At 69.9% G+C, this 24,447-nt stretch carries 17 protein-coding genes; 7 read left to right on the top strand and 10 right to left on the bottom strand.

Annotated features, from left to right (window positions below; genetic code table 11):
- Nucleotides 1–39: 39 nt before the first annotated feature.
- Complete coding sequence (gene greA / locus AC0IW9_RS01345; RefSeq protein WP_290318916.1) at nt 40–513, top strand: transcription elongation factor GreA; 474 nt, start codon at nt 40–42, stop codon at nt 511–513.
- Between the two features lie 125 nt (nt 514–638).
- Nucleotides 639–1,871, top strand: a complete 1,233-nt coding sequence (locus AC0IW9_RS01340; protein ID WP_471646401.1) for a threonine ammonia-lyase — start codon at nt 639–641, stop codon at nt 1,869–1,871.
- A gap of 1,968 nt (nt 1,872–3,839) precedes the next feature.
- Here the strand turns inward: AC0IW9_RS01340 and AC0IW9_RS01335 are convergent.
- Nucleotides 3,840–4,319 carry an Lrp/AsnC family transcriptional regulator gene (locus tag AC0IW9_RS01335; RefSeq protein ID WP_471646400.1) on the bottom strand — a complete coding sequence of 160 codons (480 nt, stop codon included), beginning with the start codon at nt 4,317–4,319 and terminating at the stop codon, nt 3,840–3,842.
- A gap of 168 nt (nt 4,320–4,487) precedes the next feature.
- On the opposite strand from AC0IW9_RS01335, the gene trxB reads away from it, so the two are divergent.
- Together trxB and AC0IW9_RS01325 are read left to right on the top strand one after the other, a co-directional pair.
- Nucleotides 4,488–5,465 carry a thioredoxin-disulfide reductase gene (gene trxB / locus AC0IW9_RS01330; protein ID WP_471646399.1) on the top strand — a complete coding sequence of 326 codons (978 nt, stop codon included), beginning with the start codon at nt 4,488–4,490 and terminating at the stop codon, nt 5,463–5,465.
- Between the two features lie 8 nt (nt 5,466–5,473).
- The gene (locus AC0IW9_RS01325; RefSeq protein WP_471646468.1) at nt 5,474–6,355 is read left to right on the top strand and encodes a LysR family transcriptional regulator; all 882 of its coding nucleotides are present in this window, start codon (nt 5,474–5,476) and stop codon (nt 6,353–6,355) included.
- 221 nt (nt 6,356–6,576) lie between these two features.
- Here the strand turns inward: AC0IW9_RS01325 and AC0IW9_RS01320 are convergent, their stop codons facing one another.
- Nucleotides 6,577–7,557 carry a Bug family tripartite tricarboxylate transporter substrate binding protein gene (locus tag AC0IW9_RS01320; protein WP_471646398.1) on the bottom strand — a complete coding sequence of 327 codons (981 nt, stop codon included), beginning with the start codon at nt 7,555–7,557 and terminating at the stop codon, nt 6,577–6,579.
- Nucleotides 7,558–7,774: 217 nt separating this feature from the next.
- Here AC0IW9_RS01320 and AC0IW9_RS01315 point away from each other — a divergent pair, with 217 nt between their 5' ends.
- The 3 genes from AC0IW9_RS01315 (at nt 7,775) to AC0IW9_RS01305 (ending at nt 13,106) form a co-directional block, all read left to right on the top strand.
- The gene (locus AC0IW9_RS01315) at nt 7,775–8,767 is read left to right on the top strand and encodes an SH3 domain-containing protein (RefSeq protein WP_471646397.1); all 993 of its coding nucleotides are present in this window, start codon (nt 7,775–7,777) and stop codon (nt 8,765–8,767) included.
- Nucleotides 8,767–11,721 (top strand): caspase family protein, encoded by a 2,955-nt coding sequence (locus AC0IW9_RS01310; RefSeq protein ID WP_471646396.1) that lies wholly within the window; start codon nt 8,767–8,769, stop codon nt 11,719–11,721. The genes AC0IW9_RS01315 and AC0IW9_RS01310 overlap by 1 nt, the downstream gene beginning before the upstream one ends.
- A gap of 410 nt (nt 11,722–12,131) precedes the next feature.
- Nucleotides 12,132–13,106, top strand: a complete 975-nt coding sequence (locus AC0IW9_RS01305) for a tripartite tricarboxylate transporter substrate-binding protein (protein WP_471646395.1) — start codon at nt 12,132–12,134, stop codon at nt 13,104–13,106.
- 9 nt (nt 13,107–13,115) lie between these two features.
- Here AC0IW9_RS01305 and AC0IW9_RS01300 read toward each other — a convergent pair whose 3' ends face one another.
- The 8 genes from AC0IW9_RS01300 to AC0IW9_RS01265 form a co-directional block, all read right to left on the bottom strand.
- Nucleotides 13,116–13,934, bottom strand: a complete 819-nt coding sequence (locus AC0IW9_RS01300) for an amidohydrolase family protein (RefSeq protein WP_471646394.1) — start codon at nt 13,932–13,934, stop codon at nt 13,116–13,118.
- Nucleotides 13,935–13,966: 32 nt separating this feature from the next.
- On the bottom strand, nt 13,967–15,643 hold the full coding sequence (locus AC0IW9_RS01295) for a M3 family oligoendopeptidase (protein WP_471646393.1): 1,677 nt from the start codon (nt 15,641–15,643) through the stop codon (nt 13,967–13,969).
- Entirely contained in the window at nt 15,640–16,158 is a 519-nt protein-coding gene (locus AC0IW9_RS01290) for a HutD/Ves family protein (protein ID WP_471646392.1), read from the bottom strand. The genes AC0IW9_RS01295 and AC0IW9_RS01290 overlap by 4 nt, the downstream gene beginning before the upstream one ends.
- Nucleotides 16,159–16,163: 5 nt before the next feature.
- Entirely contained in the window at nt 16,164–16,757 is a 594-nt protein-coding gene (locus AC0IW9_RS01285; RefSeq protein WP_471646391.1) for a glutathione S-transferase family protein, read from the bottom strand.
- A gap of 42 nt (nt 16,758–16,799) precedes the next feature.
- Complete coding sequence (locus AC0IW9_RS01280) at nt 16,800–18,515, bottom strand: DEAD/DEAH box helicase (protein ID WP_471646390.1); 1,716 nt, start codon at nt 18,513–18,515, stop codon at nt 16,800–16,802.
- A 58-nt stretch (nt 18,516–18,573) separates the two neighbouring features.
- Nucleotides 18,574–20,901: a helicase-related protein gene (locus AC0IW9_RS01275; RefSeq protein ID WP_471646467.1), complete on the bottom strand. Its 2,328-nt coding sequence runs from the start codon at nt 20,899–20,901 to the stop codon at nt 18,574–18,576.
- A gap of 276 nt (nt 20,902–21,177) precedes the next feature.
- Nucleotides 21,178–23,487, bottom strand: coding sequence for an ATP-binding protein (locus AC0IW9_RS01270; RefSeq protein ID WP_471646389.1), 2,310 nt, complete (start codon nt 23,485–23,487; stop codon nt 21,178–21,180).
- A gap of 239 nt (nt 23,488–23,726) precedes the next feature.
- A complete protein-coding gene (locus tag AC0IW9_RS01265) occupies nt 23,727–24,440 on the bottom strand; it encodes a metallophosphoesterase (protein WP_471646388.1) in 714 nt (237 codons plus the stop codon).
- Between the last annotated feature and the right edge of the window lie 7 nt (nt 24,441–24,447).

Raw genomic sequence — 24,447 nt, 5'->3', positions numbered from 1 at the left:
CACACTCCGCATTCGATATGCTCAAGGGAAGGGCTAGCCGTGCAGAAGTTCCCCATGACCGCGGAAGGTCTGGCGAGACTGGAAGAAGAGCTGAAGGTGCTACGCGCTGAGGAGCGTCCCGCGGTCATCCGCGCGATCGCCGAGGCACGGGCACATGGCGACCTTTCCGAAAACGCCGAATACCATGCCGCACGGGAACGCCAGTCCTTCATCGAGGGCCGCATTGCCGAGCTCGAAACCATCATTCCGGCCGTCGAGGTGATCGACGTCTCCAAGCTGTCTGGCGATCAGGTGAAATTCGGTGCCCGGGTCACGGTGGTGGACGAGGAAACGGAGGAGCCGAAGACCTATCGCATCGTCGGCGCCTACGAAGCCGATATGAAGGTCCATTCGATCTCGATTTCCTCGCCGCTTGCCAAGGCGCTGATCGGCAAGAAGGTCGGGGACAGCGTGGAAGTGCCGGCGCCCGGCGGTGCCCGCGCCTATGAGATCACCGGCGTCCGCTATACCTGAGGTCGACCGAGGGCCGGCCCATCGGGCCGGCCTCTCAAGTCCGATATGAGGGCTGCGTCACGCCAAGGCGGGACGCTTTGCACGACAGGGTCGCCATGGGCAGGCCGGCACGCTATGGCGCTGCAATGACCCATCTTCCCCCAAGGTCCCCGGACAACGCCGTCACCCTTGCCGATGTCCGCGCCGCGGCGCAGCGGATCAAGGGTGCCGTATTGCGCACGCCGACCATCGAAGCCGATGCCGTCTCCCGCGCGACCGGTGCCCGCGTCTTCCTTAAGCTCGATAATCTTCAGGCGACCGGCGCCTTCAAGGAACGCGGTGCCGCCAATCGCATCGCACTGCTGACGGCAGGGGAAAGGGCCGCGGGCGTCATCGCCATGTCGGCCGGCAACCATGCGCAGGCGGTGGCGCGTCATGCCTCATTGGCCGGGATCGCCGCCACCATCGTCATGCCGCGCTTCACCCCGGTGACCAAAGTGGTCCGCACCGAATCCTGGGGCGCCCGCGTGGTTCTGCATGGCGAGACGCTGGCTGAATCGGCCGCCCATGCCCATCGCCTGGCATCGGCCGAAGGGTTCACCTTCATCCACCCCTATGACGACCCCGCCGTGATCGCCGGCCAGGGCACGCTGGCACTGGAGATGCTGGAAGACGCCCCTGCCCTGGAGGCCGCGATCTTCCCGGTAGGCGGCGGCGGCATGCTGGCGGGCTGTGCCGGGGCGATCCGCGAACTCCGCCCCGAAATCACTGTCTTCGGTGTCGAGGTCGAGGGCTATCCGGCCATGGCCCAGCGACTGGCCGGACAGCCGGTTTCGGTCGGCGGGCCCACCATCGCCGAGGGCATCGCCGTCCGCGACGTCGGCGAAGTACCGCTCAGCCAGCTCCGGCGCCTTGGCATCGAAGTGCTGGTGGTGCCGGAACGCGCGGTGGAACAGGCCATTGCTCTGCTGGCGGAAGGCGCCAAGCTGGTGGCGGAAGGCGCGGGCGCCGCCGGCCTTGCCGCCATCCTGGCCTTCCCCGAACGCTTCGCCGGGCTCGCCACCGGCACCGTCATCTGTGGCGGCAATATCGATGCCCGCATCCTGGCCAACGTGCTGTTGCGCAACCTGCTGCGGGATGGCCGGATCCTGAGGCTGCACCTGGATATTCCCGACCGGCCCGGCGTATTGGCGGATATCGCCATGCGGGTGGCGGCAGCGGGTGGCAATGTCATCGAGGTCAGCCATCAACGGCTTTTCGCCGCACCATCGGTGCAAAGCGCGGAGCTGGAATTGATGATCGAAGTGCGTGACACGGTGCAAGGCAATGCCATCGTCGCCGCCCTGGAAGCAGGTCATTACATCGTTCGCCGCGGCTAGAGCCTCATCGAGCGATTTCGCTTGAGTCGAAACGATTTCGCACGTAGATTATGCGTGTCAATTTCTGTTTTTATCTCATCAATCAGCAGCACTCCGGCCTGATATCAAAATAAGGTCGTTGCGAATGGCGATTTGGAGTCGGTCGGTTCCACCGTCGGACGAGCTTGATGAGGATGCCGCGGCTGCGCTGCAACTCGGCAGCGCAGCCGCGGCACGGCGTCGCCGGGCCGCTGCTGCGCTGCAACGGGAATTGCCGAAATTCGCCAGCGCAGCTGCAGAAAGTGTCGGACACCTTGACCGACGTGGAGATGCTGAGGCGGCAGCGCCCCCGCCTCGCCGGTTTCCCCGCCGGGCGGATCCGATCGTGGCTGAGGTGATGCAGCCGGCCGTACCGGAGCCCCTGGATCACCAGGCGTCACGGGCCGCGGAAGCCGCCTTGGACCTCCTGCCAGCGCCATCGCAGCGGCGGCAGTTTCCGAAACGGCCCGAGCCACACGCGGCGGCCCAGATCGAACAGCCCGCATCCCCCGTGGCTGAGGAGCCGTCACCAGCCCCCGCCACGCCGCCACGCCGTCTTACCCCTTCGCAGCGGCGGGCAATGGCGGCCGGTGAGCCGGGTACTGGACTCCTTGCCGAGATATGGCCCTGGCGACCGCAGCCTGGGGCACCCACCAAGCCGTTGGCACGGGCCGTGAAGGCACCGGTTGAGCCCGGGCCGCAGGCCGCGGCACCCCTCCCTGACCTCGCGGCTTTCCAGGTCGAACCGCAGACACCAAGCCATGGTCGGTCCCGACCGAAGCGGGTGCCGGATCTGCTGGGCGCACTGCTTGCAAAACGAGGGGCGGAGGCCCCGCCGGAGTCCCCTGCCCTGCCTCAGCTCCGGCCGCGCCCCAGCCTGCGCTATCCCCGCCCAACACCTCAGTCGCCAGGTCTGGAGCCGGAAGCACGCGCTCACCGGGTCGAAGCCGAGGTACCGGAGACATCCGAGCCTGAGGTGATCCCGGAACAGCCGACGCCAGAAGCATGGACACCCGAGCCGTCGACACCGGTGGAGCGACCGGCCGAACGGAAGGTCATTGCAGCGGCAGCTTCTCCAGCCCGTCAAAGGGCCGCCGATTTCCTCGCGCCTTTGCCTCTGCGTGAAGGACGGGGGCCATCTCTGCCGCTGCAGTCCTGGGTGCCGAAATTGCTCGGCTTGCTGCGACTGCCACCAAGGCCGGCAGCAGTCCCATCAGAGCCTGCAATGCATCAGGCTGCCTCGAAAGCGCCCCAACGTCCGGTAGCGGCCCCAATGGTAGCGCCCGTCGCGCCGCCAGTGCCGCCAGAACACCCACCACAACCGCTGGCCAAGCGCCTGCTGCACCTTGTCCGGCCGCCACGGCCATTGCCACCGCCTGCGATGGCGTCATCCGCCCCACAACGCGCGCCCGGCCGGGATCGGCTTGCGTCGATCAATCGGGGGACGCGACAGGACGCCAGGCCTCAGCCACCGGCGGATGACACGCTGCCACCACGCCCTGTCTCGCAACGCCCGCCCCCGCCACGCCCGCCGGGGGAGTCGGCACGAAAGCTGATGCCACGGGTCCTGGGCGCTTTGCAGCCGAAAGCCGTGATCAGGGCAGAATCGGCTCCGCGAATCGGGCCTGAATTCCTGCAGGGCTTGCGACCACATCACCAAGCCATGGCAGCCCCGTCCGAGGCTGCCGCAGGACCGGTGCAGCCGGCTGAAGAGGAGCTGCCGCTTTCGCTCGGGCCTTGGCTGCTGCGGTCGCCGCCATCGATCAGGCCGGAGGACAGCTCTCCGACCGAGGCTGCGGGTCAGCCGCCACCGATGGCCCAGGACAGCGCCAGCCAGGCCGCTACGCGGTTACGCGGAGACGCTCCTTAGGGTCGATTGGCAGTCCGCCAAACAATCCCTCAAGCGAAAGCGGCAACTCCGAAAGCATAAACCGCTTTGCGAACAAGGTGCTAGACCGCTACGGGAACGCCGCCCTCGTCTTTCGAGGTGCGGATGGTCTGCAGGGTCTGCACCCGCGCCACCGCCTCCACCGCGGTCAGCCGGGAGGTCAGCGCGTTCTCATGCGCGGTATCCCGCGCCACCAGGCGCAAGAGGAAGTCACCACCGCCGCGGATCATGTGGCATTCGCGCACCTCGGGCCAAGCGAGCACCATCTGCTCGAAGGCGCGCAGCACCGCATCCTTCTGGCTCTCGAGCCCGACCAGCGCGAAGAAGGTGATCTCGTAGCCGAGCGCCACCGGGTCGAGGTCCGCGTGGTAGCCGCGGATGATATGCTCCTCCTCCAGCCGGCGCACCCGGCGCAGGCAGGGCGGGGCGGAAAGGCCGACCCGCCGGGCGAGTTCCACATTCGTCATCCGGCCATCCGCCTGCAACTCGGCCAGGATCTGGCGGTCCACCTCGTCAAGGGATGTCTCGGTCTCGATGGTCATGGTCCCGTGATTCATTGCGGTCATCTGGCTCTTGGCGCAATATCATTGCAGCAGGCCGCCTCCGCAAGGCATGGAAGGTCATCCTCCTCACGCTTGCAAAGTTGAGCTTGTGGCGGCATCGCCCGGGCCAAATATGCCCCACCCTGTCCGACTGCCGGGAACCGATCCGTGTCCAGCACCCACCGTACGCGCCTGCTTATCCTCGGTGCCGGCCCTGCCGGCTATACCGCCGCCATCTATGCCGCCCGGGCCGGGCTGAAGCCCCTCCTCGTCGCAGGCATGCAGCCTGGCGGGCAGCTCACCATCACCACCGATGTCGAGAATTATCCGGGCTTCGCCGCTCCCATCCAAGGCCCCCGGTTGATGGACCAGTTCAAGGCCCAGGCGGAACATGTCGGCGCCACCATCATCCAGGACGTAGTCACCGGGATCGACCTCAGCGCCAAGCCGATCCGCGCCAGCGGCGATTCCGGCGATGCCTATGTGGCCGATTCGCTCATCATCGCCACCGGGGCCCAGGCGCGCTGGCTCGGTATCAAGGGGGAGCAGGCGCTTTCGGGCTTCGGTGTTTCCGCTTGCGCAACCTGCGACGGTTTCTTCTTCCGCAACAAGGCAGTGGCCGTAATCGGTGGCGGCAATACTGCGGTGGAGGAAGCGCTGTATCTTTCGAACCTGGCCAAGCATGTTACCGTTGTGCATCGACGGGATGCCTTCCGCGCCGAGCGAATCCTGCAGGAGCGGCTTTTTGCCAAGCCAAATGTTACCGTTTTGTGGGATACGGTGGTGGAGGAAGTGCTTGGCACCGAGGGCCGCTTCCCCGCAGTTCGCGCCATCGCCACCCGCAACGCCCGGAGCGGTGAGGCCGGGGAACTGGCGGTGGACGGTGTTTTCGTCGCCATCGGGCACGACCCGGCCACCGCGCTCTTCCGCGGCCAGCTCGGGATGGATGGGGAAGGCTATGTCGTGACGGAGCCAGGCAGTACCCGCACCAGCATCGCCGGTGTCTTTGCCGCCGGCGATGTGCAGGACCGGATCTACCGGCAGGCGGTGACCGCCGCCGGCACCGGCTGCATGGCAGCGCTCGAGGCCGAGAAATGGCTGGCGCATATGCCCCAGGACGCGCCTGCCGTCGAAGCCTGGACCTAGGGATGCCGCTGGACTGGGATAAGCTCCGCGTCTTCCACGCGGTCGCCGAGGCAGGCTCCTTCACCCATGCGGGGGAGACGCTGAACCTCAGCCAATCCGCCGTGTCCCGGCAGATCCAGGCCTTGGAGGAGGCCCTGCAGGTGCCGCTCTTCCATCGCCATGCCCGCGGCTTGATCCTGACCGAACCCGGCGAGACCCTGAATCGCACGGTGCGGGAGGTTTTCGCCAAGCTGGCAATGACCGAGGCCCTGCTGACCGAAAGCCGGGAACGCCCGGCCGGCCGGCTGAAGGTGACCAGCACCACCGGTTTCGGCAGCACCTGGCTGGCGCCGCGCCTGTCGCGCTTTCTCGCCCTATACCCGGATGTCAGCGTCACGCTGCTGCTGGACGACAGCGACCTGGACCTGGCGATGCGGGAGGCGGATGTCGCCATCCGCATGCATCCGCCGAAGCAGCCGGATCTGATCCAGCGCCATCTCGCCAGCTTCGGCTGGCGGGTCTGCGGCGCACCGGCCTATCTGAAGGGTGCCGGCATCCCGTCCCGTGCCGAGGAGCTGGATGCACATCGGATCATCTGTTGGGGTGACCACCGCCCCCCGATCGATGAGGTGAATTGGCTCGCCGAGGCGGGCCGACGCCAGGGCTCCGTGCGGCGGGCGGCGGTCGAGGTCAATAGCCTCACCGGCATGCTTCGGGCGGTACAAAGCGGCCTGGGGCTGGCAGCGCTGCCGGATTACATGGGGGCGGAGCTGGATGGGCTGCTGCAGGTGCTGCCGGAGTTGAAGGCGCCACGGCTGGATGCCTATTTCGTCTATCCGGAAGAGATGCGGCATTCGAAGCGCGTCTCGGTCTTTCGCGACTTTCTTGTGTCGGAATTGGCGGGCCACTAGTTTCATGCAACCTGCGCATGGGTGGCGGCAGGTTTCATCAATGCTGCATAGCGGCAGGAGGCATAAGCTTAGCCTCGTTCCGACGCACTTCGTCGGAAAAGGGTTTCAGGTCTCGGCCTGAACTCCTTCGTCTCCCAGACGTGAAGCCTCCCTGTTGACTTGGCCCGCTACCCCCTGGGTTAGCGGGCCTTCTTTTTGCCCGGACGAGTGCCGTCGGCCGATCAATCCAGGTGGACATCCGCCGCCTGGGCCACCGCGCGCAGCTTCACCAACTCGCTGCGAATGAAGCCGCCGAAGTCCTCCGGCCCCAGCGGGGCCGGGGTGGCGCCCAGCTCGATGATCCGCGTGGCCAAGGGGCCGGTGCGGACCAGGGCCAGGGTCTCCTCCGCCAATCGGGCGACGATGGGAGCAGGCGTGCCGGCCGGAGCGATGAGCCCGGCCCAGCCGAGCACCTCGAAGCCCGGCAGACCGGCGGCTTCCGCCACCGTCGGCAGATCCGGCACCTGCGGCATCCGCTGGGCGGAGGTCACGCCGAGCGCCTTCACCCGACCTCCCTGGATATGCGGCAGCGCCGCTGCCAGGCTGTCGAACATCAGCTTCACATTGCCGGCGATCAGGTCGGTCATCGCCGGGGCGCTGCCGCGATAGGGGATGTGGTTCAGCGTGATGCCGGCCTGCTGGCAGAAGGCCTCCGCCGCAAGGTGCAGCGAACTGCCCGGCCCGCCGGAGGCATAGTCGAGCCGGCCGGGCGCTGCCTTGGCCTTGGCGACCAGATCGGCGAGGGAGGTGAACCCCGCCCCCGGATGCACCACGGCGATCAGCGGCGTGGTGAAGACCAGGGCGATGGGGACGAAGTCGCGCTCCACGTCGTAGGGCAGCTTCGACATGACCGCCGGATTGATGCTGAGCGGACCGGAACTCGCCATGCCCAGGGTCTGGCCATCGGGAATGGATTTGGCGATCAGCTCCATCCCCGGCAGGGAGGCACCGCCGCCACGATTGTCGATGACGAAGGGCTGGCCGAGGCGCTGGGCAAGCTGCTCGGCGATCAGCCGCGCCATGATGTCGGTGGCCTGACCGGGTGGAAAGGGCACGATGACCCGGACCGGGCGGCTGGGCCAGGCGGCGGCGGTGGACTGGGCCTGGCTGCGGCCAGGGCCGGACAGGAACAGTGGACTGGCGAGCAGGAGGCGTCTGAGCATGCGCCATGGTCCCGTAACCAGGCGGCCCTGGCAATTCCCGCCTACTGCCGCCCCGATGCCAAAAGACGCGCAAACGTGACGAGCCCGGCCAGTAATGCGCGCCCTGGATGACGCTGCCCTGCTGACGCAGCCGATATCACGCTGTTACGATTTGCCTATGGTCCCTTCCTCTCTGCGTCCTGGTCCAACAACCCACGCGCCTGCCAAGCGGCGGCCGGTGCTCTTTCGCCAGGGGGTCGCTGTCACCGCCACGCTCGCCCTGCTGGCCGGCTGCGCCGGCCGGGCGGACCGGATCGGTGCCGATGACGGGCTGGATGGCTGCCGGCCACAACTCGTCGCGCTGGACTCGACCGGGAATTACTACGGGGAGGATATGCTGCGGGGGGCCGCGATCGGCGCCGCCACCGGCGGCGTATTGGGCGGCCTGGTCGGGCTGGCAGCGGGCGGCCGCGGGCGCGATGTCGCCATCGGCGCCGGCATCGGCATCCTGGCCGGCGGGGCCGTCGGTGCGGCGGGCGGCTATTACGCCGCGCGGCAGCGGCAGGCGCAGGACCAGGCCAGCCTGAGCGCGGCCATCGGCGGCGACCTCGCCAGCGAGAATGCCCAGATCGACCGAACCCAGCTGGCCTTCAACCAGCTCGTCGACTGCCGACTGATGGCGGCGGAGGCGATCCGCCAGGACGTCCGCAGCGGCCGCATCACGCCGCAGACCGGCCAGCTGATGATGGGCGAGCTGCGCCGCCGGGCGCAGCGCGACATCGCCGTCGCCCGCCAGATCAACGAGAAGATCGGCACCCGGGGCGCCGAATTCGATACCGCCATCGAGGCCGTCTCGCCCGGGGTGAAGCAGGAGGTCGCAGCCCGCGCCGCGACGCCGGCGACGCAGGCCCGAACCCGTGCCCCGGTGCCGCTGCGCATCCGGCCCGAGGCGACCGCCCCCGAGATCGGTCGCGTCGCAGCCAATGAGCCGGTCACGGTGAAGCCGGCGACCGGCAGCTTCGCCCTGGTCGAGACCGCCACCGGGATCCGCGGCTATGCGCCCGCGGCAAGCTTCCCGGTACGCCGGCCGGCGACGGCCAATGGCACCAACGGCGGTGGCAGCTTCCGCGAACTGGCAGCCTCGAATATCGCCCGGCGGGATAATTTCTCCGCCAGTGTCTCGGATGCCGAGAAGGCGACCCAGGGCCAGGGCTTCGAGCTGGCAAGCTGATGCCCCGGCTGCTGCTTCTGCTGGCGCTGATGGTCGCCGCCGCGGCCGCGGCGCAGCAACCGGCCGGCGAGCCACCGCAGCAGCCTTTCCTGCGGATCGAGGCCGGTGCCCATACCGCGCCGGTCGCGCGGCTGGCGGTGGATGCCGCAGGCCAGCTGCTTGCCAGCGCCTCGGACGACAAAACGCTGCGGCTGTGGAACCTGCCGGAGGGAACGCAGCGCCTGGTGATCCGACCACCGGTAGGCCTTGGCGAGGATGGCGAGCTTTATGCCGTCGCGCTGAGCCCGGATGGCAGCCGGGTCGCCGCCGCGGGCTTCACCGGGCGGGAATGGGACGGCGTCTTCTGCCTCTATCTCTACGACGCACGCAGCGGCCGGCTGCAGGCGCGGCTCTCCGGCCTGGCGGCACCGGTGCAGCATCTGGCCTTCTCGGCGGACGGGCTGCGGCTGGCGGCGGCGCTGGGCGGCCGGGCCGGGATCAAGGTTTGGGAGACGCGGGGCGGCCGGCTGGCCTTCGAGGATGCCGGCTATGGCGGACCCGCGCGGATGCTGGCCTTCGACCGTGACGGCCGGCTGGCGACGAGTTCCGCCGATGGGCATGTCAGGGTCTATGACCCGGCCGGGCGCAAGCTGGCCGACAAGGTGCCACTGCCGGGTGCGCGACCCTTCGGCCTCGCCTGGTCGCCGGATGCCGCATTGCTGGCCCTGGGCTACGAGGACCGGCTGCGGGTGGAGGTGCTGGCCGCCGGCGACCTTCGCAGCGTGATGCTGCCGGATCCGGCGGGGCTGGTCGGTGAAGGCCTGCCGGCCGTGGCCTGGGCCGCGGATGGTCGGGGCGGCGTGCAGCTTTATGCCGCCGGCTATGCGAGGCTGGCAGGGGCATCGCCTCCCACTGCCGCAGCCGCGCGCGGGATCGCCGTGCAACGCGGCGAAGCATCCCCGGAATTGGCCGCGCGCCGCGAATTCGTGGTGCGGCGCTGGAGCGACTTCGGCCTGGGCCCGTCCACGGACATCCCGGCGGCCCGGGACGCCATCGCCCATCTGCTGGCGCTGCCGGGCGGTGGCATCGCCTATGCGGCGGCCGATCCCGGCTGGGGGCGGATCACGCCCGAAGGGACACTGGCTTTCGCGCCCCGCCCACCAGGGGCGGATTTCCGTATGACCGGCCTCAGCCTCGCCGCAACCGAGGAAGGCACCAGGCTGCGCGTCACCCTGCGGCCGGGCGAGGCACCGATCGTCTTCGATGCGCTGGCCGGCCGGCTGGAGCCGGGCGGCGATGGCGCGGGCTTCCTGGCGGCCCGCACCGGCAGTGGCCGGCTGCCGGTGGTGGATTGGCGCAACTCGAATCGCCCGAAGCTCGGCCAGATTCCGCTGCGGCTCGGCGAGGGCGAGTATGCGCGCAGCCTGGCGATCCTGCTGCGGGAGGATGGCTTCCTGCTCGGGACCGATACGCATCTGCGGCTTTTCGATGCGGCAGGGCGGCAGGCGGATGCGCTGGCCGTGCCCGGCGCGGTCTGGGGCGTGACGGTCGCGGGCGACGTGGCGGTTGCGGCGCTCGGCGATGGGACCCTGCGCTGGTATCGCTTCACCGGTGGCGTCCTGGTCGAACAGGCCGCGCTGTTCATCCAGGCCGAGACGCGGCGCTGGGTGCTCTGGACGCCCGAGGGACTCTTCGACCATGCGCCGAATGGCGGGCAGGACTTGGTCGGGGTGCTGCTGAACCGTGGCCGCGCACAGAATACCGAGTGGGCCAGCTTCCAGCAGGCCTACCGGGCACTCTACGCACCACGGGCCGTGCACCAGCGCATCGCCGGCGACCAGGCCCCGGCACGGGAGAGGATGGCGCAGCTTGGCGAGGTGCGCGGACGGATCGGCCAATTGCCGGTGCTGACCGGCGCCACCGCCTGCGCCGTGGTGGCGGAGGAATGCCTGCCCCTGCCCTGGGACGCGCGGGCCCTGCCGGAGGGGACGACGGCACTGCGCCTGGGCTTCACCGTGACCGACCGCGGCCTGGGACTCGGGCCACTGGATGTGCTGGTGAACGACCGCATCGCCGCGCGGGCAGTACCGGGCGAGAGCAGGGTCGAGGTGCCGCTGGACCCCGGCCCCAACCGGGTCGTCACCCGGCTCTACGCCGAGGACCGGGTGCTGTTCGCGGATGGCCCCATGCTGACGCTGCGGCGGCCCGGGGAGCCGGAGCCGGCACCCGATTCCGGGCGGCTGCTCGTCCTGGCCATCGGCGTGAATCACTACGCCAATCCGGAGCTGAACCTGCGCTTTGCCGTGCCCGACGCCGAGGCGGTGGCGGAACTGCTGCGAGCCGGCGCCGGCACGATCTTCCGCGAAACCCGCATCACCCTGCTGCGCAATGCCGAGGCGACGCGGCGTGGCGTCCTGGATGCGCTGGCCAGGGCGGCGGAGGAGGCCGGGCCGGGCGACACCTTCATCCTCTACATCGCCGGGCACGGTATCCGGACGGAGCCGGACAACCGCTTCCTCTTCCTGCCGCAGGATACCCGGGATACCTCAGGTTGGGCGGCGCTGCGGGCGCAGGGGATCGACGACAGCACCCTGGTGGCGGCGCTGGCCCGCATCCGGGCGCGGGATGCGGTGCTCCTGCTGGATACCTGCCACGCCGGGCAGCTGACGATGGAGCAGCTCTCCGCCCTGGGGAACGAGACCGGGCGCTTCCTGCTGGCCGCCAGCAGCAGCGTGCAGGAGGCACTCGACAGCTACGACGACCGCAACGGCGTCTTCGCCTATGCCCTGCGGGAAGGATTACGGGGCAAGGCGGCGATGGATGCGGAGGGACGGGTCAGCGCCCTCGGCCTCGGCGAATGGGTGATGCGGCGGGTGCCGCAATTGGCGCGGGAGAAGCAGCATCATCAGGATGCGGTCTTCCGCACCGCCCAGCGGGATCTGCGCTCCTTCCCCATCGCGCAGGTGGCGCGATAGCCACCCATCCTGGCTGAAGATGCGATGCGGTATCTGCGGCCGTTCACGCAGTGCTGTACCCGCGATTGATCCAACGCAAGTCTGACGGCCACCCACCTTGGCACCCTGCCCGTGTCAGAGCGGGGATTGCGCCATGCCCAACCTCTTCCAAGAATTCGTCCGCCGTCACCTGGTGGATACCGTGCCCGATGCGCTGGACCAGTGCCTGAGCTGTGCCAGGCATGACTGCGGCGCAGCGGCATTCCGCCATTGCACGGCCAGGCTGGCGCGGGCCGCGGAGCTTCAGGGGATGGCGGCGGCACGGGACGCGGGCATCGGCCTGTCGCCTTGGCCTGGCGACGCCCTTGCGGCACGATGCAGCCAAGCCGGCGAGGCCCTGGATGGTCCCGCCCAATCAAGGGAGGAGCCGGATGCGCCATCCGTGGCCGATCACCGCCATGCTGTTGGCGGCGCTGCTTGCGGCATGCCCGGCGATGGCGCAGCGCTGGCCAGGCCAGCCCATCATGCTGGTGAACGGCTTCCCGCCCGGCGGCGGCGCCGACATCCTGGCGCGGCTGATCGCGGGCAAGCTGAGTGAGGCCCTCGGCCAGCCGATGTCGGTGGACAACCGCACCGGCGCCAATGGGCTGATCGCCGCCGCCGCGGTTGCCGCTGCCCGGCCGGATGGCCATACGCTGCTGCTGCAGACGATGAGCATCGCCAGCACCGCGATGGTCATGCCGGGCGTGACCCTGACCTTCGATCCCGACAAGGATCTGGCGCAGATCGTCGTCATCGCCGGTCTCGACAACCTGCTCTATGTCGCCAACCGGACCGGATTCCACACCCTGCAGGACGTCATCGATCATGCCCGGGCGCATCCGGATGCGCTCACCTACGGCTCCTCCGGCGTCGGCAGTTCCTACCAGCTCTGGGCGGCGCAATTCAGCACCATGGCCGGCATCCGCATGCTGCACGTGCCCTTCCGCGGCGGACCACCGGCCATCGCGGAAATCATCGCCGGGCGGGTGGACATGATGTTCGGCAACCTGGCCGAGATCCTGCCGCATATCCGCTCCGGCGCCGTCCGCGCCATCGCCTTCACCAGCACGCCGCCCTCCCCGGTCCTGCCCGGCGTGCCGACCATCGCGGCCTCGGGCCTGCCGGAATTCAGCGCGGACAACTGGTTCGGCCTCGCCGGACCGGCCGCCATGCCGCGGGAGGCGATCATGCGGCTGAACCAGGAGGTCAACCGCATCGTCGCCGATCCGCAGGTGGCCGAACGGCTGGTCTCACTGGGCTACCAGCCGCGCGGCGGCAGCGTGGAGGAGATGCAGCGCATCATCCTGCGCGACCGCGCCAAGTGGCAGGCGGTCATCGCCGCCAACAACATCCGCGCCGAATGACCGGCTGCCTCAGGCACCAAGGTCCCAGCCGATCCAGTCGCAGAGGCCACGGCCCATCACCAGCTCCAGGTCGCGGCCCTGCAGCCAGGGCAATTCCTCGGTGAAGAAGGTTACGCACTGGCGGTAGCTGCAGGGCATGCGGGTGATGTCGGTGCCCCAGAAGAAGCGCTGCGGGCCGAAGGCATCGAAGATCCGCTGCAGCCCGTCATGCAGGTTGCGATAGGGATAGGGCTGGGTCGAGTAATGCGGCGCGCCGGTCGCCTTGACCGCGACATTGGGCAGCTTCGCCAGCGCCACCAGATCATCCAACTGGGCGAAGGCCGCCGCGTCCTGGCCGGTGCGGACCAGGCCGCAATGATCGAGGATAAGCTTCAGGCCGGGCTGCGCCTCCGCGATCCGGCGGAAATCCGGCAGGAACAGGCCGCCCATGGTGGCGATCGGCAGGCCTTCCTGCTCGGCCGCAGGCCAGAGCCAGTCGAGCGTTCCGTCCCGCAGCCAGGCCTGCTGTTCCGGCGACAGCAGCGCCCAGCGCAGACCCATCATGCCGGGCTGGTCACGCCAGCCGTGGATCAGCCTGCGGTTCGCCGGGTCATCCGGCGGGAACTGGCCCATCACCGCGAAGCGGTCCGGATAGGCCTTGGCCGCGGCAATGGCCATCGCATTGGAGTCCGGATCCCAGCTGCCGGGCGGATGGATCAATGCCGCGTCGACGCCGGCGGCATCCATCTCGGCCAGCGCCTCCTCGGCGGTGAAGGAGGAAACCTTCCGGTGCAGGCCGGATGGCATGCCCTGCGACCAGATATGGATCTGCGCATCGACGATCTTCATCTTGGTTTCCTCCCGGGAAGTCCTGCCGTCGTTCAGCCGGCGAGCACCGCCTCCGCCTCCCGCACCACCGCTTCCAGCGCCCCCGGCGCGAAGGGCGAGATCAGCCCGGCCGAGGTGACCAGCGCCTGGAAGGGTGCCGCACCGCCGCGACCGCAGAGCGCGACGTAATCGGCCAGCGCGGCCGGCGCATCGGCGCGCGATTTCACCCAGAACTGCAGGGCGCAGCAAAGCGCGAGCGTATAGTCGATGTAGTAGAGCGGCGAGTTGTAGATGTGCTGCTTGGCCTGCCAGCGGCCACCCTTGGCCGGATAGGCAAGGTCGCCGTAGTCGGTCCAGGGCATGTAGCGCTGCTCCAGCCGCTGCCAGATGGCATGGCGCTCGGCGGGCGTCGCGGTCGGGTTGGCATAGACCTCGTGCTGGAAGTGGTCGACGCAGACGCCGTAGGGCAGGAAGGCGAGCGAGGACTCGAGGTGCATGCGGCGGAAGCGCTCCGCCGCCTCGGCGCCGACCAGCAGGTCCATATGCGGATGGGTCAGGAATTCGAGGCCCATGGAATGGATCTCGGCGGCCTCCATGGTGGGCCAGAGATAGTCGATGCCGGGCTGGAAGCGGCTTTCCCAATTCTGGAAGGCATGACCCATCTCATGCGTGAAGACGCCGATGTCGTGGTGGGTGCCGTTGAAATTGGCGAAGATGAAGGGCACGCCGGCCGTCGGGAAGCTGGTGCAGAAGCCGCCCCCCGCCTTGCCCGGGCGGTTCTTCATGTCGAGGAAGCCGCCCTCGTTCATCAGCCGGTAGAAGCTGGCGAGCCGCGGGTCCATCCGGTCGAACATCGCCTGCGCCGCGGCCACCAGCACGTCGTGGTCGCCGATCGGCCTGGGATTGCCGGCCGGGTCGATCAGTGCCTCGTCCCAGGCATGCAGCTTGTCCCAGCCCTGCTGCTGGCGGCGGGCCTCCAGCAGCTTCGCCACCAGCGGCACGACGTGTTCCGCCACCTGGTCGCGGTAGCGGGCGACATCGGTGGCGTCGTAGTCGACCCGGCGCATGCGGCGATAGCCGAGCGCGATGTAATTCTCATAGCCCAGCTTCACCGCCATGCCGTGGCGGAGGGCGACCAGCTTGTCGTAGATCTCGTCCAGTTCGTCGCCGTGTTCGGCGAAGAAGCCCCAGCGCAGCGCCTCGGCCTGATGGCGCCTGGCGCGGTCCGGGTCCTCGGCATAGGGGGCGAGGCCGGAGAGGTTGATGGTGCGACCATCGATCTCGAGCTTGGCCGAGGCCATCAACGCGGTATAGCGGGCGGTGAGCTTCGCCTCCTCCTCCAGATCCTCGGCGATGACGGGGTCGAAGGTGGTGATGTCCATCTCCCAGAGCCGCAGCGCATGGGCGCCGGCCACGGCATGGACGGTGGCGCGGTCCGGCAGCGCCAGCAGGCGGCGTTTCAGCGCCACCTCATGGCCGGTCGCCTCGGGGGAGAGAGCATCGCTGTATTCGCGGGCGGCCTTGGCATCCGCATCCGTGGTGTCCTGGGCGAAGCGGAGGTGGACCAGGGCCGACCAGCTATCGTAGTCGCGCCGCAGCGTGTCCCATTCGGCCAGGGCGGCGGCGACCTCCCCGGCGTCCAGCTTCGCATGCAGGTAGGCGTAGCTGGCCGCCAGGCCCTCCCGCGTCGGGGTGGCGAAGGAGAGCTCGTCGAAGCGGGGTTCGGTCATGCGGCGAATGGCTCCGGGATGCCGAGTGGGGTGAAGTGGAAGACGGCGCAGGTCACGTCGAGTGCCAGCGGCAGGGCGACGGTATCCAGCGGCTGGGCGATGCGGCCATCCGGCAGGGTGGCGCTGCCGGAGAGGAGCACGGCGAAGCCGGTATCCTCGGGGCGGGGAATGCGGATCTCGACGCGATGGCGGTAGCGGGCGCGGTCCGAGACGGCGTTGACCACGAGACAAGGCCCATCCAGCAGCCGGCAGCGGCAGGCGCGGCCGCCGTCGAAGGAGCTCGGCACCTGCGGCCGGTCCACCAGCAGCGGCGGGCCCTCGGCGAAGTCGAGTGCAAAGCCTTCGCCCTGCAGCAGGGTGATGGTGCGGTCCTGGCCCTCGTAATGCGAGAAATCCGCTGCGCCATCCAGCCAGGCGAAGCCGATGAACCAGCCCGGGCCGCTGACGACATCGGCCTTGCGGCCCGCGTCATTGCGCCAGCGGGTGATGGGCAGGTCGGCGTGGCGCAGCAGCATGAGGCTCAGATCCCGCTCAGGGGTGGAATTGTGGCCTGGAAGGACGGACGCTCCGCCAGGGTATCGAAGAAGCGGGCCAGCGCCGGCCGGCCCTCCCGCCAGGGCCAGGCGCGGTGGCGGCGCTCGGCATAGCCGAGGGCGCAGCCGAGCAGGATATCGGCGGCATCCGGCCGGGCGGGGGCGACCCAGGCCTGGGCCTCCAGCGTATCCGCCACCCGATTCACCCGCGTGGTCTCCAGCGCGATGACGCCGGGGGAGCGTTCGTGCTCCGGCCGGCGCAGTTCGCGGTTCCAGACCGCCATCCCCTCGACCAGCCCCAGCACCTGGCCGAAGCGGGAGAGCGCGGCGGGCGGCAGCAGCGGATAGGCGCCGCCGAGGGTATCGAGATAGGGCAGCAGCAGCGCCGTCTCGGTCAGCACCGTGCCATCGGCCAGCACCAGGGTCGGCACCCGGCCGACCGGGCTATGCGGCAGCACCACCGCCTTGGGGTCGCGGAGCGTCGTCTCCCGCTCCGCCACCCGGGCCAGCAGGCCGGTCTCGCGCAATGCGACCCGGAGGGCGCGGGCATAGGGGGAGCCGGAGGAATAGAAGAGCTGCATCGGCCGGACTCTCGCCCGGCCGATGCAGCGCGTCCAGGCCGCTTAGCGCGGACGGCGCGGCGGGCCGGAGGGACGCGCCGGGTAGGTCGGCCGCGGCCCGGCCGAACGCGGCCGCGGCGTATCGGCCAGCGGCGCCTCGGCCGGGATGATGCGGATATGCGCATCCTTCGCCTCGGTCGCCGGGCGGGCGGCGGCGGCGGCGAAGCGCTCGGCCGCCCAGGGGGCGACCTCGAAACGCGTCTCCCGCTCCTGCACCTGGATGCGGCCGATGTCCTGCCGCGTCACGTTGCCGCGGCGGCAGAGGAAGGGCAGCACCCAGCGCGGGTCGGCATTCCCGTTGGTCCGTCCGAGGTTCATCTTGAACCAGGCGCCGGGGGCGCTGGGGCCACCATTCGGCGGCCGCGGCGCACGGTCCTCGGTATAGGGGCGGGTCGGCCGGTCGGTGATCTCCGCGAGATCCTCGGGCGCCGGCAGCGGCCCGCGCATCACCCGCATCAGGGCGACGGCGATGGCCTCCGGCGTCTGGCTCTCCAGCAGGGAGCGGGCCAGGACGAGATCGCCCTCCCCGGCTTCCTCGGCCGCCAGCTCGCCGGCCTGGACCAGGATGCGGGCATCGTCCTGCGCCTTGATGGCGGCGGCGGAAGGCGCCGGGCCCCAGGCGGCCTGGACCCGGGCCTCGTTCAGCAGCCGCTCGGCGGCACGGCGGCGGTTGTGCGGGACCAGCAGCGCGCTGATGCCCTTGCGCCCGGCACGGCCGGTGCGACCGCTCCGGTGCAGCAGCGTCTCCGGGTCGTTCGGCAGCTCGGCATGGATGACCAGGCCGAGGTCGGGCAGGTCGATGCCGCGCGCGGCGACATCGGTCGCCACGCAGACCCGGGCGCGGCCATCGCGCAGGCTCTGCATGGCGCGGTTGCGCTCGGCCTGGGACAGCTCGCCCGAAAGCGCCACGGCGGCGAAGCCGCGTTCGGCGAGGTTGCCGTGCAGCCGCGTGACGGTGGCACGGGTCCGGCAGAAGACCAGGGCGGAGCGGGCCTCGAAGAAGCGCAGGCAGTTCACCACCGCCCGCTCGATCTCATGCGGGGCGATCAGCAGCCCGCGGTACTCGATGTCGCCGTGCTGGGCGCCCTCGTCGCCGGCGGCGATCCGCAGCGCATCCTTCTGATAGGTCCGGGCGATGGCGGCGATGCCGTTCGGTACCGTGGCCGAGAAGAGGAAGGTGCGGCGCTCGGCCGGCGTGGTCTCGAGGATCGCCTCGAGCTCCTCGCGGAAGCCGAGGTCGAGCATCTCGTCGGCCTCGTCCAGCACCACGGCGCGCAGCGCGGCCGGACGCAGGTTGCCGCGCTCCAGATGGTCCCGCAGCCGCCCGGGCGTGCCGACGACGATATGCGCGCCGCGTTCCAGCGCCCGGCGCTCGGCGATCGGATCGGTGCCGCCGACGCAGGTGACGACGCGGCCGCCGGCCTTGGCATAGAGCCAGGCCAGCTCGCCCTGGACCTGCAGGGCCAGCTCGCGGGTCGGCGCCACCACCAGGGCCAGCGGGTTGCCGGGATTGGGCAGGCGGTCGGTATCGCCCATCAGGGTATGGGCCATGGCCAGGCCATAGGCGACGGTCTTGCCGGATCCGGTCTGGGCGGAGACCAGCAGGTCGCGACCTTCGGTCTCCGGCTGCAGCACGGCGGCCTGGACGGGAGTTGGCTCGGCATAGCCGCGCTCGGCAAGGGCGACCTGGAGGGGGGCGGGCAGCGGGGGAAAGGGCATGCGGGACTTTACAACAAGATGACCGGGCCGGGCCCGGTCATGACAATCAGGAAACGCATCAGGAAACGAGCTTGGACCGGCGCTGCTGGCGCAGCACATCCTCGATCCAGCGGTCGAGCCGGGTGGTCTCGGCCTCCGCCTCGGCACGCTCGGGATAGGCGCGTTCGAAGCGGAGCGAAAGCCAACGCCAGGCGACCAGGCGCTTGTGGACCTTCTCGGCCCGTTCCAGCTCCTCCCGCGCAGCACGCTCGGGCGCCGGCAGGCGGCCGGCCATGGGCGGCGGGACGGGACGGCCGGCGCCATGCTCGATCGCCCAGCGGGCCAGGCGGGAGACGCCGTTGTCCCGCTCATCGACGGGACACAGCGCGTAGGTCCAGCGGTCGAGCAAGGTGAGGCCGCTGACGCCATCGACGGCGGTGGCCACGGCCATCGCCTGGGTCAGGTCGGCGAGACGGTAATTCGGGTCATCGGTGCGGAGCACGGCCCGCTTGATGCGGGCCAGGACGCCGAAGAGGCTGTCCGAGTTGATCTCGGCGGCGACGGCGGCGACGATATCGGCATCGGGCTGGACCTGTGGGCGCAGATCCTCCGGCACGCCGGGGGCGGCATTCAGCATCAGCTTGATGAAGTCGGGGCTGCCGCCGCCGGCGAGCACGGCGACGATCCCCTCCTCATGCTGGCCGAAGCGGCCGGCGCGGCCGCCGATCTGCTTCACTTCCTGGCTGTTCAGCTCGCGCCGGCCCTCGCCGTCGAATTTGCGCAGGGTCGAGAAGACCACCCGGCGGATCGGCAGGTTGAGGCCCATGCCGATCGCATCCGTGGCGACGATCACGTCGGCATCGCCATTGCGGAAGCGGGCAGCCTCGGCGCGGCGGACCTCGGGGCTCAGCGCGCCATAGACCACGGCGACGCGCTTGCCGCGCTTCACCAGCTCGGCCCGGAGGTCGAGCACGTCTCGGCGGGAGAAGGCGACCAGGGCATCGCCAGTCTTGAGGTCGCCCAGGCCGACCGGGGCGCGGGCGGCGGTGAGCGGATTCTTCCGCTCCAGCTTCACCTCGTCCATGTCGTCGTCGCAAAGCCGGGCGATGCGGCGGACCAACGTCGCGCATTCCGGGGCACCGAGGACGAAAACCTCCCGTGCCGGGGCGCCCATGATGGCGGCGGTCCAGGCGGCGCCGCGGTCGCGGTCGCCGAGCATCTGCGCCTCGTCGATCATCGCCACGTCCACCGGGTTGTGGAAGGGGCACATCTCGACGGTGGCCGCGAGGTGGCGGCTGCCGGGGACCGGCATGCGCTCCTCCCCGGTCGAAAGCGAGGCCGCCACGCCGCGGCTGGCCAGGGCCTCGCGGAATTCATGCGCCAGCAGGCGAAGCGGGGCGAGCGCCATGCCGCTGTCGGAGGTGGCGAGGCGGTCCAGCGCGGTGTGGCTCTTGCCGGAATTGGTCGGGCCGGTGACCAGGGTGATGCGGCGGTTCAGCGCCCGGGCGGTGGCGAAGTGGCCGGCATAGCGGTCGAGCGCGGCGACCCGGGCGACGGCGGCATTGGCACCGCGGCCGAGCTTCAAGGCCGGGGCAGCGGTGCCCGGGCGCTTCTTCTGCTCGCGGGTCTCGACGTCCCTCCAGGCCGGGATGTTCACCCGGAGGGCAGTGATCTCCGTGGGATCGAATTCCCACTTCTCCTGGCCATTGCCGCGGGCCGGAATCCGCCGGGCGACGGGGATGAGCCCGCTGCCGATCCATTTCAGGACTTCCTTGTCGGTGGCCCCGAGCAGGCCGGGCAGCGCGCGGAAATCGACCAGGCTGCGTTCCCAGTCGCGCAGCCGCTGGACTTCCTCCCGGCGCTTGGCGCGGGAGGCGGCCTCGGCATCCCGGACTTCGCGCCGGCGGCGGGATTCGAGGGCGCTGACCTGATCGAGGAAGCCGACCGCAGCATCGCCGGCGAGGCCGAAGGCGGCCGCCGCCTCCCGCGCCAGGGCCGCATGGCGATCGGCGGAAAGGGCGCCCCCCCCGGCTTCCAGCAACTCGGCGGCAATGCCCTCGAGCGCCGCGGCCGGGGTCGGGCCCAGGCCGCGCAGCCTGGCGGCGACGGCAGTATCCAGGGCGGCGAGCAAGGTCGCATCATCCGGATCGAGCAGGGTGATGGTCCCGGCGGCGGTCTCCGCCTCGTTGCGGCGGACCCAGATACGGCCGGCGCGATTGGCAAGGTCGTTCATCCGGGCAACCCAGCCACGGCGGCGGACCTCGATGAGGGCGGCCCGCACGGTCTCGGCATCGGCCGGCATGCGGCGCTCGACGCGGCGGATCAGGCCCGGCATCTCGCGCGGGTCCACCGGGATGCCGGCGGCGAGGATGGCAGCCTCGGCCGGGGATGCGCTGAGCCGGCGGATTGGGCGTGCCTCCAGGTCCAGGCTTTCGGCCGGGCCATCGGGGGCACCATCGTATTCGGTCAAATCAGAAACTCCGCAACCGCGGATCGGGTCGCGCAAAAGAACAAAGCCGGGGATCGGACCTGCTGGCGCCCTTCTAGGCGCTCCGGTGGCGTTTTGGCAGCCCCCTCGGTCACATGCCTCATATAGGTGCAACGGAGGCAAAAGCAATGGGCCGGCACGATGCCGCGCCGGGCTGACAGTCGGACATGGGGATGGATGCCGCAGCGGGCAGCGCTATTCCGCCGCCACGGCCGGTATGGCACGGGCCAGGATCGCCGCCAGGGCATTCTGCAGTTCCCAGGCGCGCAGAGGCTTTTCCACATGCGCATCCATGCCGGCGGTCAGGCAGGCGGCAACCTCGGCCGGGGTGGCGCTGGCGGTGATGGCCAGGATCGGCACCCGGCCACGTCGGCCAGGGGCGGCCCGGATGCGACTGGCGGCGGTCAGCCCATCCATCACCGGCATATGGACATCGAGCAGCACGGCATCCCAATCCTCGGCCAGGGCGGCATCCACCGCCTGAGCACCGTCCGGGACAACCTCCACCGTATGTCCGGCGCCGTTCAGAAGGGCGCGGGCAACCTCCCGGTTGACCAGCACGTCATCGGCCAGCAGCAGCCGCAGGGGCTGACCGAGCGGCAGGATGGGACGTGGGCCGGTTTCGAGCTCCTCCCCGGCCGGGGTCGCCGGCAGGGGCAATTCGACCCAGAACAGACTGCCGCGGCCGAGGTCGCTTTCGACGCCGATGGTCCCACCCATCAGTGCCACCAGCCGCGCCGTGATGGCGAGGCCGAGGCCGCTGCCTTCGGATTGGGCGGCGCCGGGCAGGCGCATGAATTCCTGGAAGAGCAGGCCTCGCTCCGCCTCGTCCATGCCGGGACCGGTATCGCTGACCTCGAAGCGGGTCCGGCCTTCCGATGAGGACTGGATGCGCAGCACGACCTCCCCGCGGAGGGTGAATTTCACCGCATTGGCCAGCAGGTTCAGCAGCACCTGGCGCAGCCGCAGCGCATCGGCGGCAACCCAGGCCGGGACACCCGGGGCCAATTCCACGCCGAAGCCGAGGCCCTTGCCACTGGCCGCCGGATGGATCAGCGCGGCGCAGGCCTCGACCACGCCGGCGAGGCGAACCGGAACGGGCGCGAGCGCGACCTTGCCGGCCTCGATCGCCGCCAGGTCCAGCAACTCGCGCACCATCGACATCAGATGCTCCCCGCTGGCGGTGATCTGCTCGGCGCAACGGCGCTGCATCGGGGTAAGCGACGGGTCGGCGACAAGCAATTGCGCATGGCCGAAGATGCCGTTCAGCGGGGTGCGCAGCTCATAGCTGAGCATCCCGACGAAACGCGTCTTGGCCGCGCTCGCTGCCTCGGCGGTATCCCGCGCGGCGGTCAGGGCCGTGGCGAGCCGGGCCATTTCCCGGTGCTTGGCCTTCAATGCGGCCTGATGCTCGGCGAGCCGGGCGGCCATGCCATTGACCTCCCGCGCCAGGGCGCCGAGTTCGCCGCCAAGGCGACCCGTCCTGGCCCGGGCACCAAGGTTGCCCTGGGCGATCTGCCTCACGGCGTCGGCGAAGCGCGCCATGGGGCGCAGCACCATCCAATGGCCCGCGGCCAGGGCCAGCAGCACGGCGAGCAATGCGGCACCGCCTGCCAGCAGCAGGACCTGGCGCTGCAGCGCCCGCACCGACGCAAGGATGCCGGCCGGATCGCGGCCCACCACAAGTACGGCGCGGGTACCGGGAATCGGGGCGAAGCCGAAGATCCGCTCACCGCCCAGCAGCCCGGTGCCTCGGGCATGGCCCGGCTCACCCTGCATCGCCGGGGCGAGCCCGGTGCCGTGGAGGCTGCGGCCGACCATATCGGGCGCCGCAGGATAGCGGGCGACGACGGTGCCGGCGGCATCGGCCAGCAACATCACCTCGGCCCCTGCGGGTACCTGCGGCCGGGTCAGGTCGCCGAGCTGCGCGATATCGATGCCCGCCACCACCAGCCGGTGAATCGCGCCATCCACGTCGAGGATCGGCTGGACCGCCATGACCATGGGCAGCGGCACCAGCCGGCCGATGACGAGATCCGAAAGGACGAAGCGACCGCTGGCGAGAGCCGTGCGGAACCAAGCCTGGTCGGCGAGGCCGATGCGGGATGGAAGGCCCGGCTGATCGGTGCAGATGGGCTGGCCATCCGGCGCATAGACACCCAGCGAATGGCGCCAGGCGGCATTGGCGCCCAGGCTGGCGAGGACGGGTTGGCAATCATCCGGCGCGCCGTCGCTCAGTGCCGGCAGACGGGCGATCGCGGCCAGGAACGTCTGCGCATGGCCGATGAGGGCGGCCTGCTCGCGGGCGGTATTCGATGCCAGGGTGGCGAGGTCGCCGGCGGCATCGGCCAGCCGGGCCTCGACGGTCCGGTGCTGTTCCCAGATGGTGAGCACGGCAGAGGGCAGGACGGCCAGCAGGACCAGGACCAGCAGCCTGAGGCGCCAGCCGCCAAGATGTCTGGTCCAGCCGCTTGGCTGGCCCTGCAAGGGTGGCCCAGGACGCACGCAGGATGCCTTCTCGCCGCAGATCAATCTGCTGAGGCGGCAAGGATAGTCAGGTTACCAACGAGATCAACCGAAAGTTAATATTACTTTGTATAATTCACGTTCTGGTAGTCAACATTCCGGAATGCTCGCTCCCGGATGATAGCAGGACCGGAAAATGTCCCGGCCGGGGTGGCAGTATCCACCAACTCTGCAACCTTCAGGCTTGTGCCGCAACACCCATGCCATGGGCGGCGACATCAGGCCTGGAGCAGCGCAAGCCCCTTCCCCTCCAGCACCAGGCAGGTCAGTTCCCGCCCGAAGACCGCGCCGGTATCGATGCCTATTCGGTTGTGCCGCAGCACCGGCCCGCGCGTCGGCGAATGGCCATGCACGACCACCACGCCGAAATCCGCCTCCGAGGTCAGAAAGGGACCGCGGATGCGGATGAGGTCGTCGGGGCTCTGCGCCTCCAGCGGCACGCCCGGGCGAATGCCGGCATGGACGAAGACGTATCCGCCGAGACGATGCGACAGGGCGAGGCCCTCGACGAAGCGGCGATGGGCTTCCGGGATGGCGCTGCGCCACCCGGCGGGATCGCCATCGGGGTCGATGCCCCAGCTCGCCAGGGCTTCACGGCCACCGTGGAAACGCCAATCGGTGATCGAGGCACGCTCCCCGGCAAGGGCATCCAGCATGGAGCGTTCGTGGTTGCCGATCAGGTTGACCATCGGCACCCCCGGCAGCGGCGGCGCGCCGCAAAGCCGGGCAATGACCCCGGCACTGTCCGGACCACGGTCGATGTAATCGCCGAGATGGAGCAGCAGCGGCGCGGCGATGGGCCGGGCGGCCAGGTCGGCGGCGATCAGGCCGTGCAAGCGGGCCAGCTTCTCGTCGCAGCCGTGGATATCGCCGATGGCATAGACGCGGTGGCCCGGAGGCAAGTCCGCGGGGGCGGGTTGGAATTCCAGCATGATGCTC

The organism is Belnapia sp. AC561, assembly GCF_979252845.1.
This window is presented reverse-complemented; position numbering and strand designations above follow the sequence as displayed.

Coding starts and splice junctions, on each gene's coding strand:
- AC0IW9_RS01265 (WP_471646388.1), bottom strand. CDS start 24,440: ATGCTGGAATTCCAACCCGCCCCCGCGGACTTGCCTCCGGGCCACCGC.
- AC0IW9_RS01305 (WP_471646395.1), top strand. CDS start 12,132: ATGCGCCATCCGTGGCCGATCACCGCCATGCTGTTGGCGGCGCTGCTT.
- AC0IW9_RS01300 (WP_471646394.1), bottom strand. CDS start 13,934: ATGAAGATCGTCGATGCGCAGATCCATATCTGGTCGCAGGGCATGCCA.
- AC0IW9_RS01280 (WP_471646390.1), bottom strand. CDS start 18,515: ATGCCCTTTCCCCCGCTGCCCGCCCCCCTCCAGGTCGCCCTTGCCGAG.
- AC0IW9_RS01295 (WP_471646393.1), bottom strand. CDS start 15,643: ATGACCGAACCCCGCTTCGACGAGCTCTCCTTCGCCACCCCGACGCGG.
- AC0IW9_RS01310 (WP_471646396.1), top strand. CDS start 8,767: ATGCCCCGGCTGCTGCTTCTGCTGGCGCTGATGGTCGCCGCCGCGGCC.
- AC0IW9_RS01340 (WP_471646401.1), top strand. CDS start 639: ATGACCCATCTTCCCCCAAGGTCCCCGGACAACGCCGTCACCCTTGCC.
- AC0IW9_RS01285 (WP_471646391.1), bottom strand. CDS start 16,757: ATGCAGCTCTTCTATTCCTCCGGCTCCCCCTATGCCCGCGCCCTCCGG.
- AC0IW9_RS01320 (WP_471646398.1), bottom strand. CDS start 7,557: ATGCTCAGACGCCTCCTGCTCGCCAGTCCACTGTTCCTGTCCGGCCCT.
- AC0IW9_RS01290 (WP_471646392.1), bottom strand. CDS start 16,158: ATGCTGCTGCGCCACGCCGACCTGCCCATCACCCGCTGGCGCAATGAC.
- AC0IW9_RS01335 (WP_471646400.1), bottom strand. CDS start 4,319: ATGACCATCGAGACCGAGACATCCCTTGACGAGGTGGACCGCCAGATC.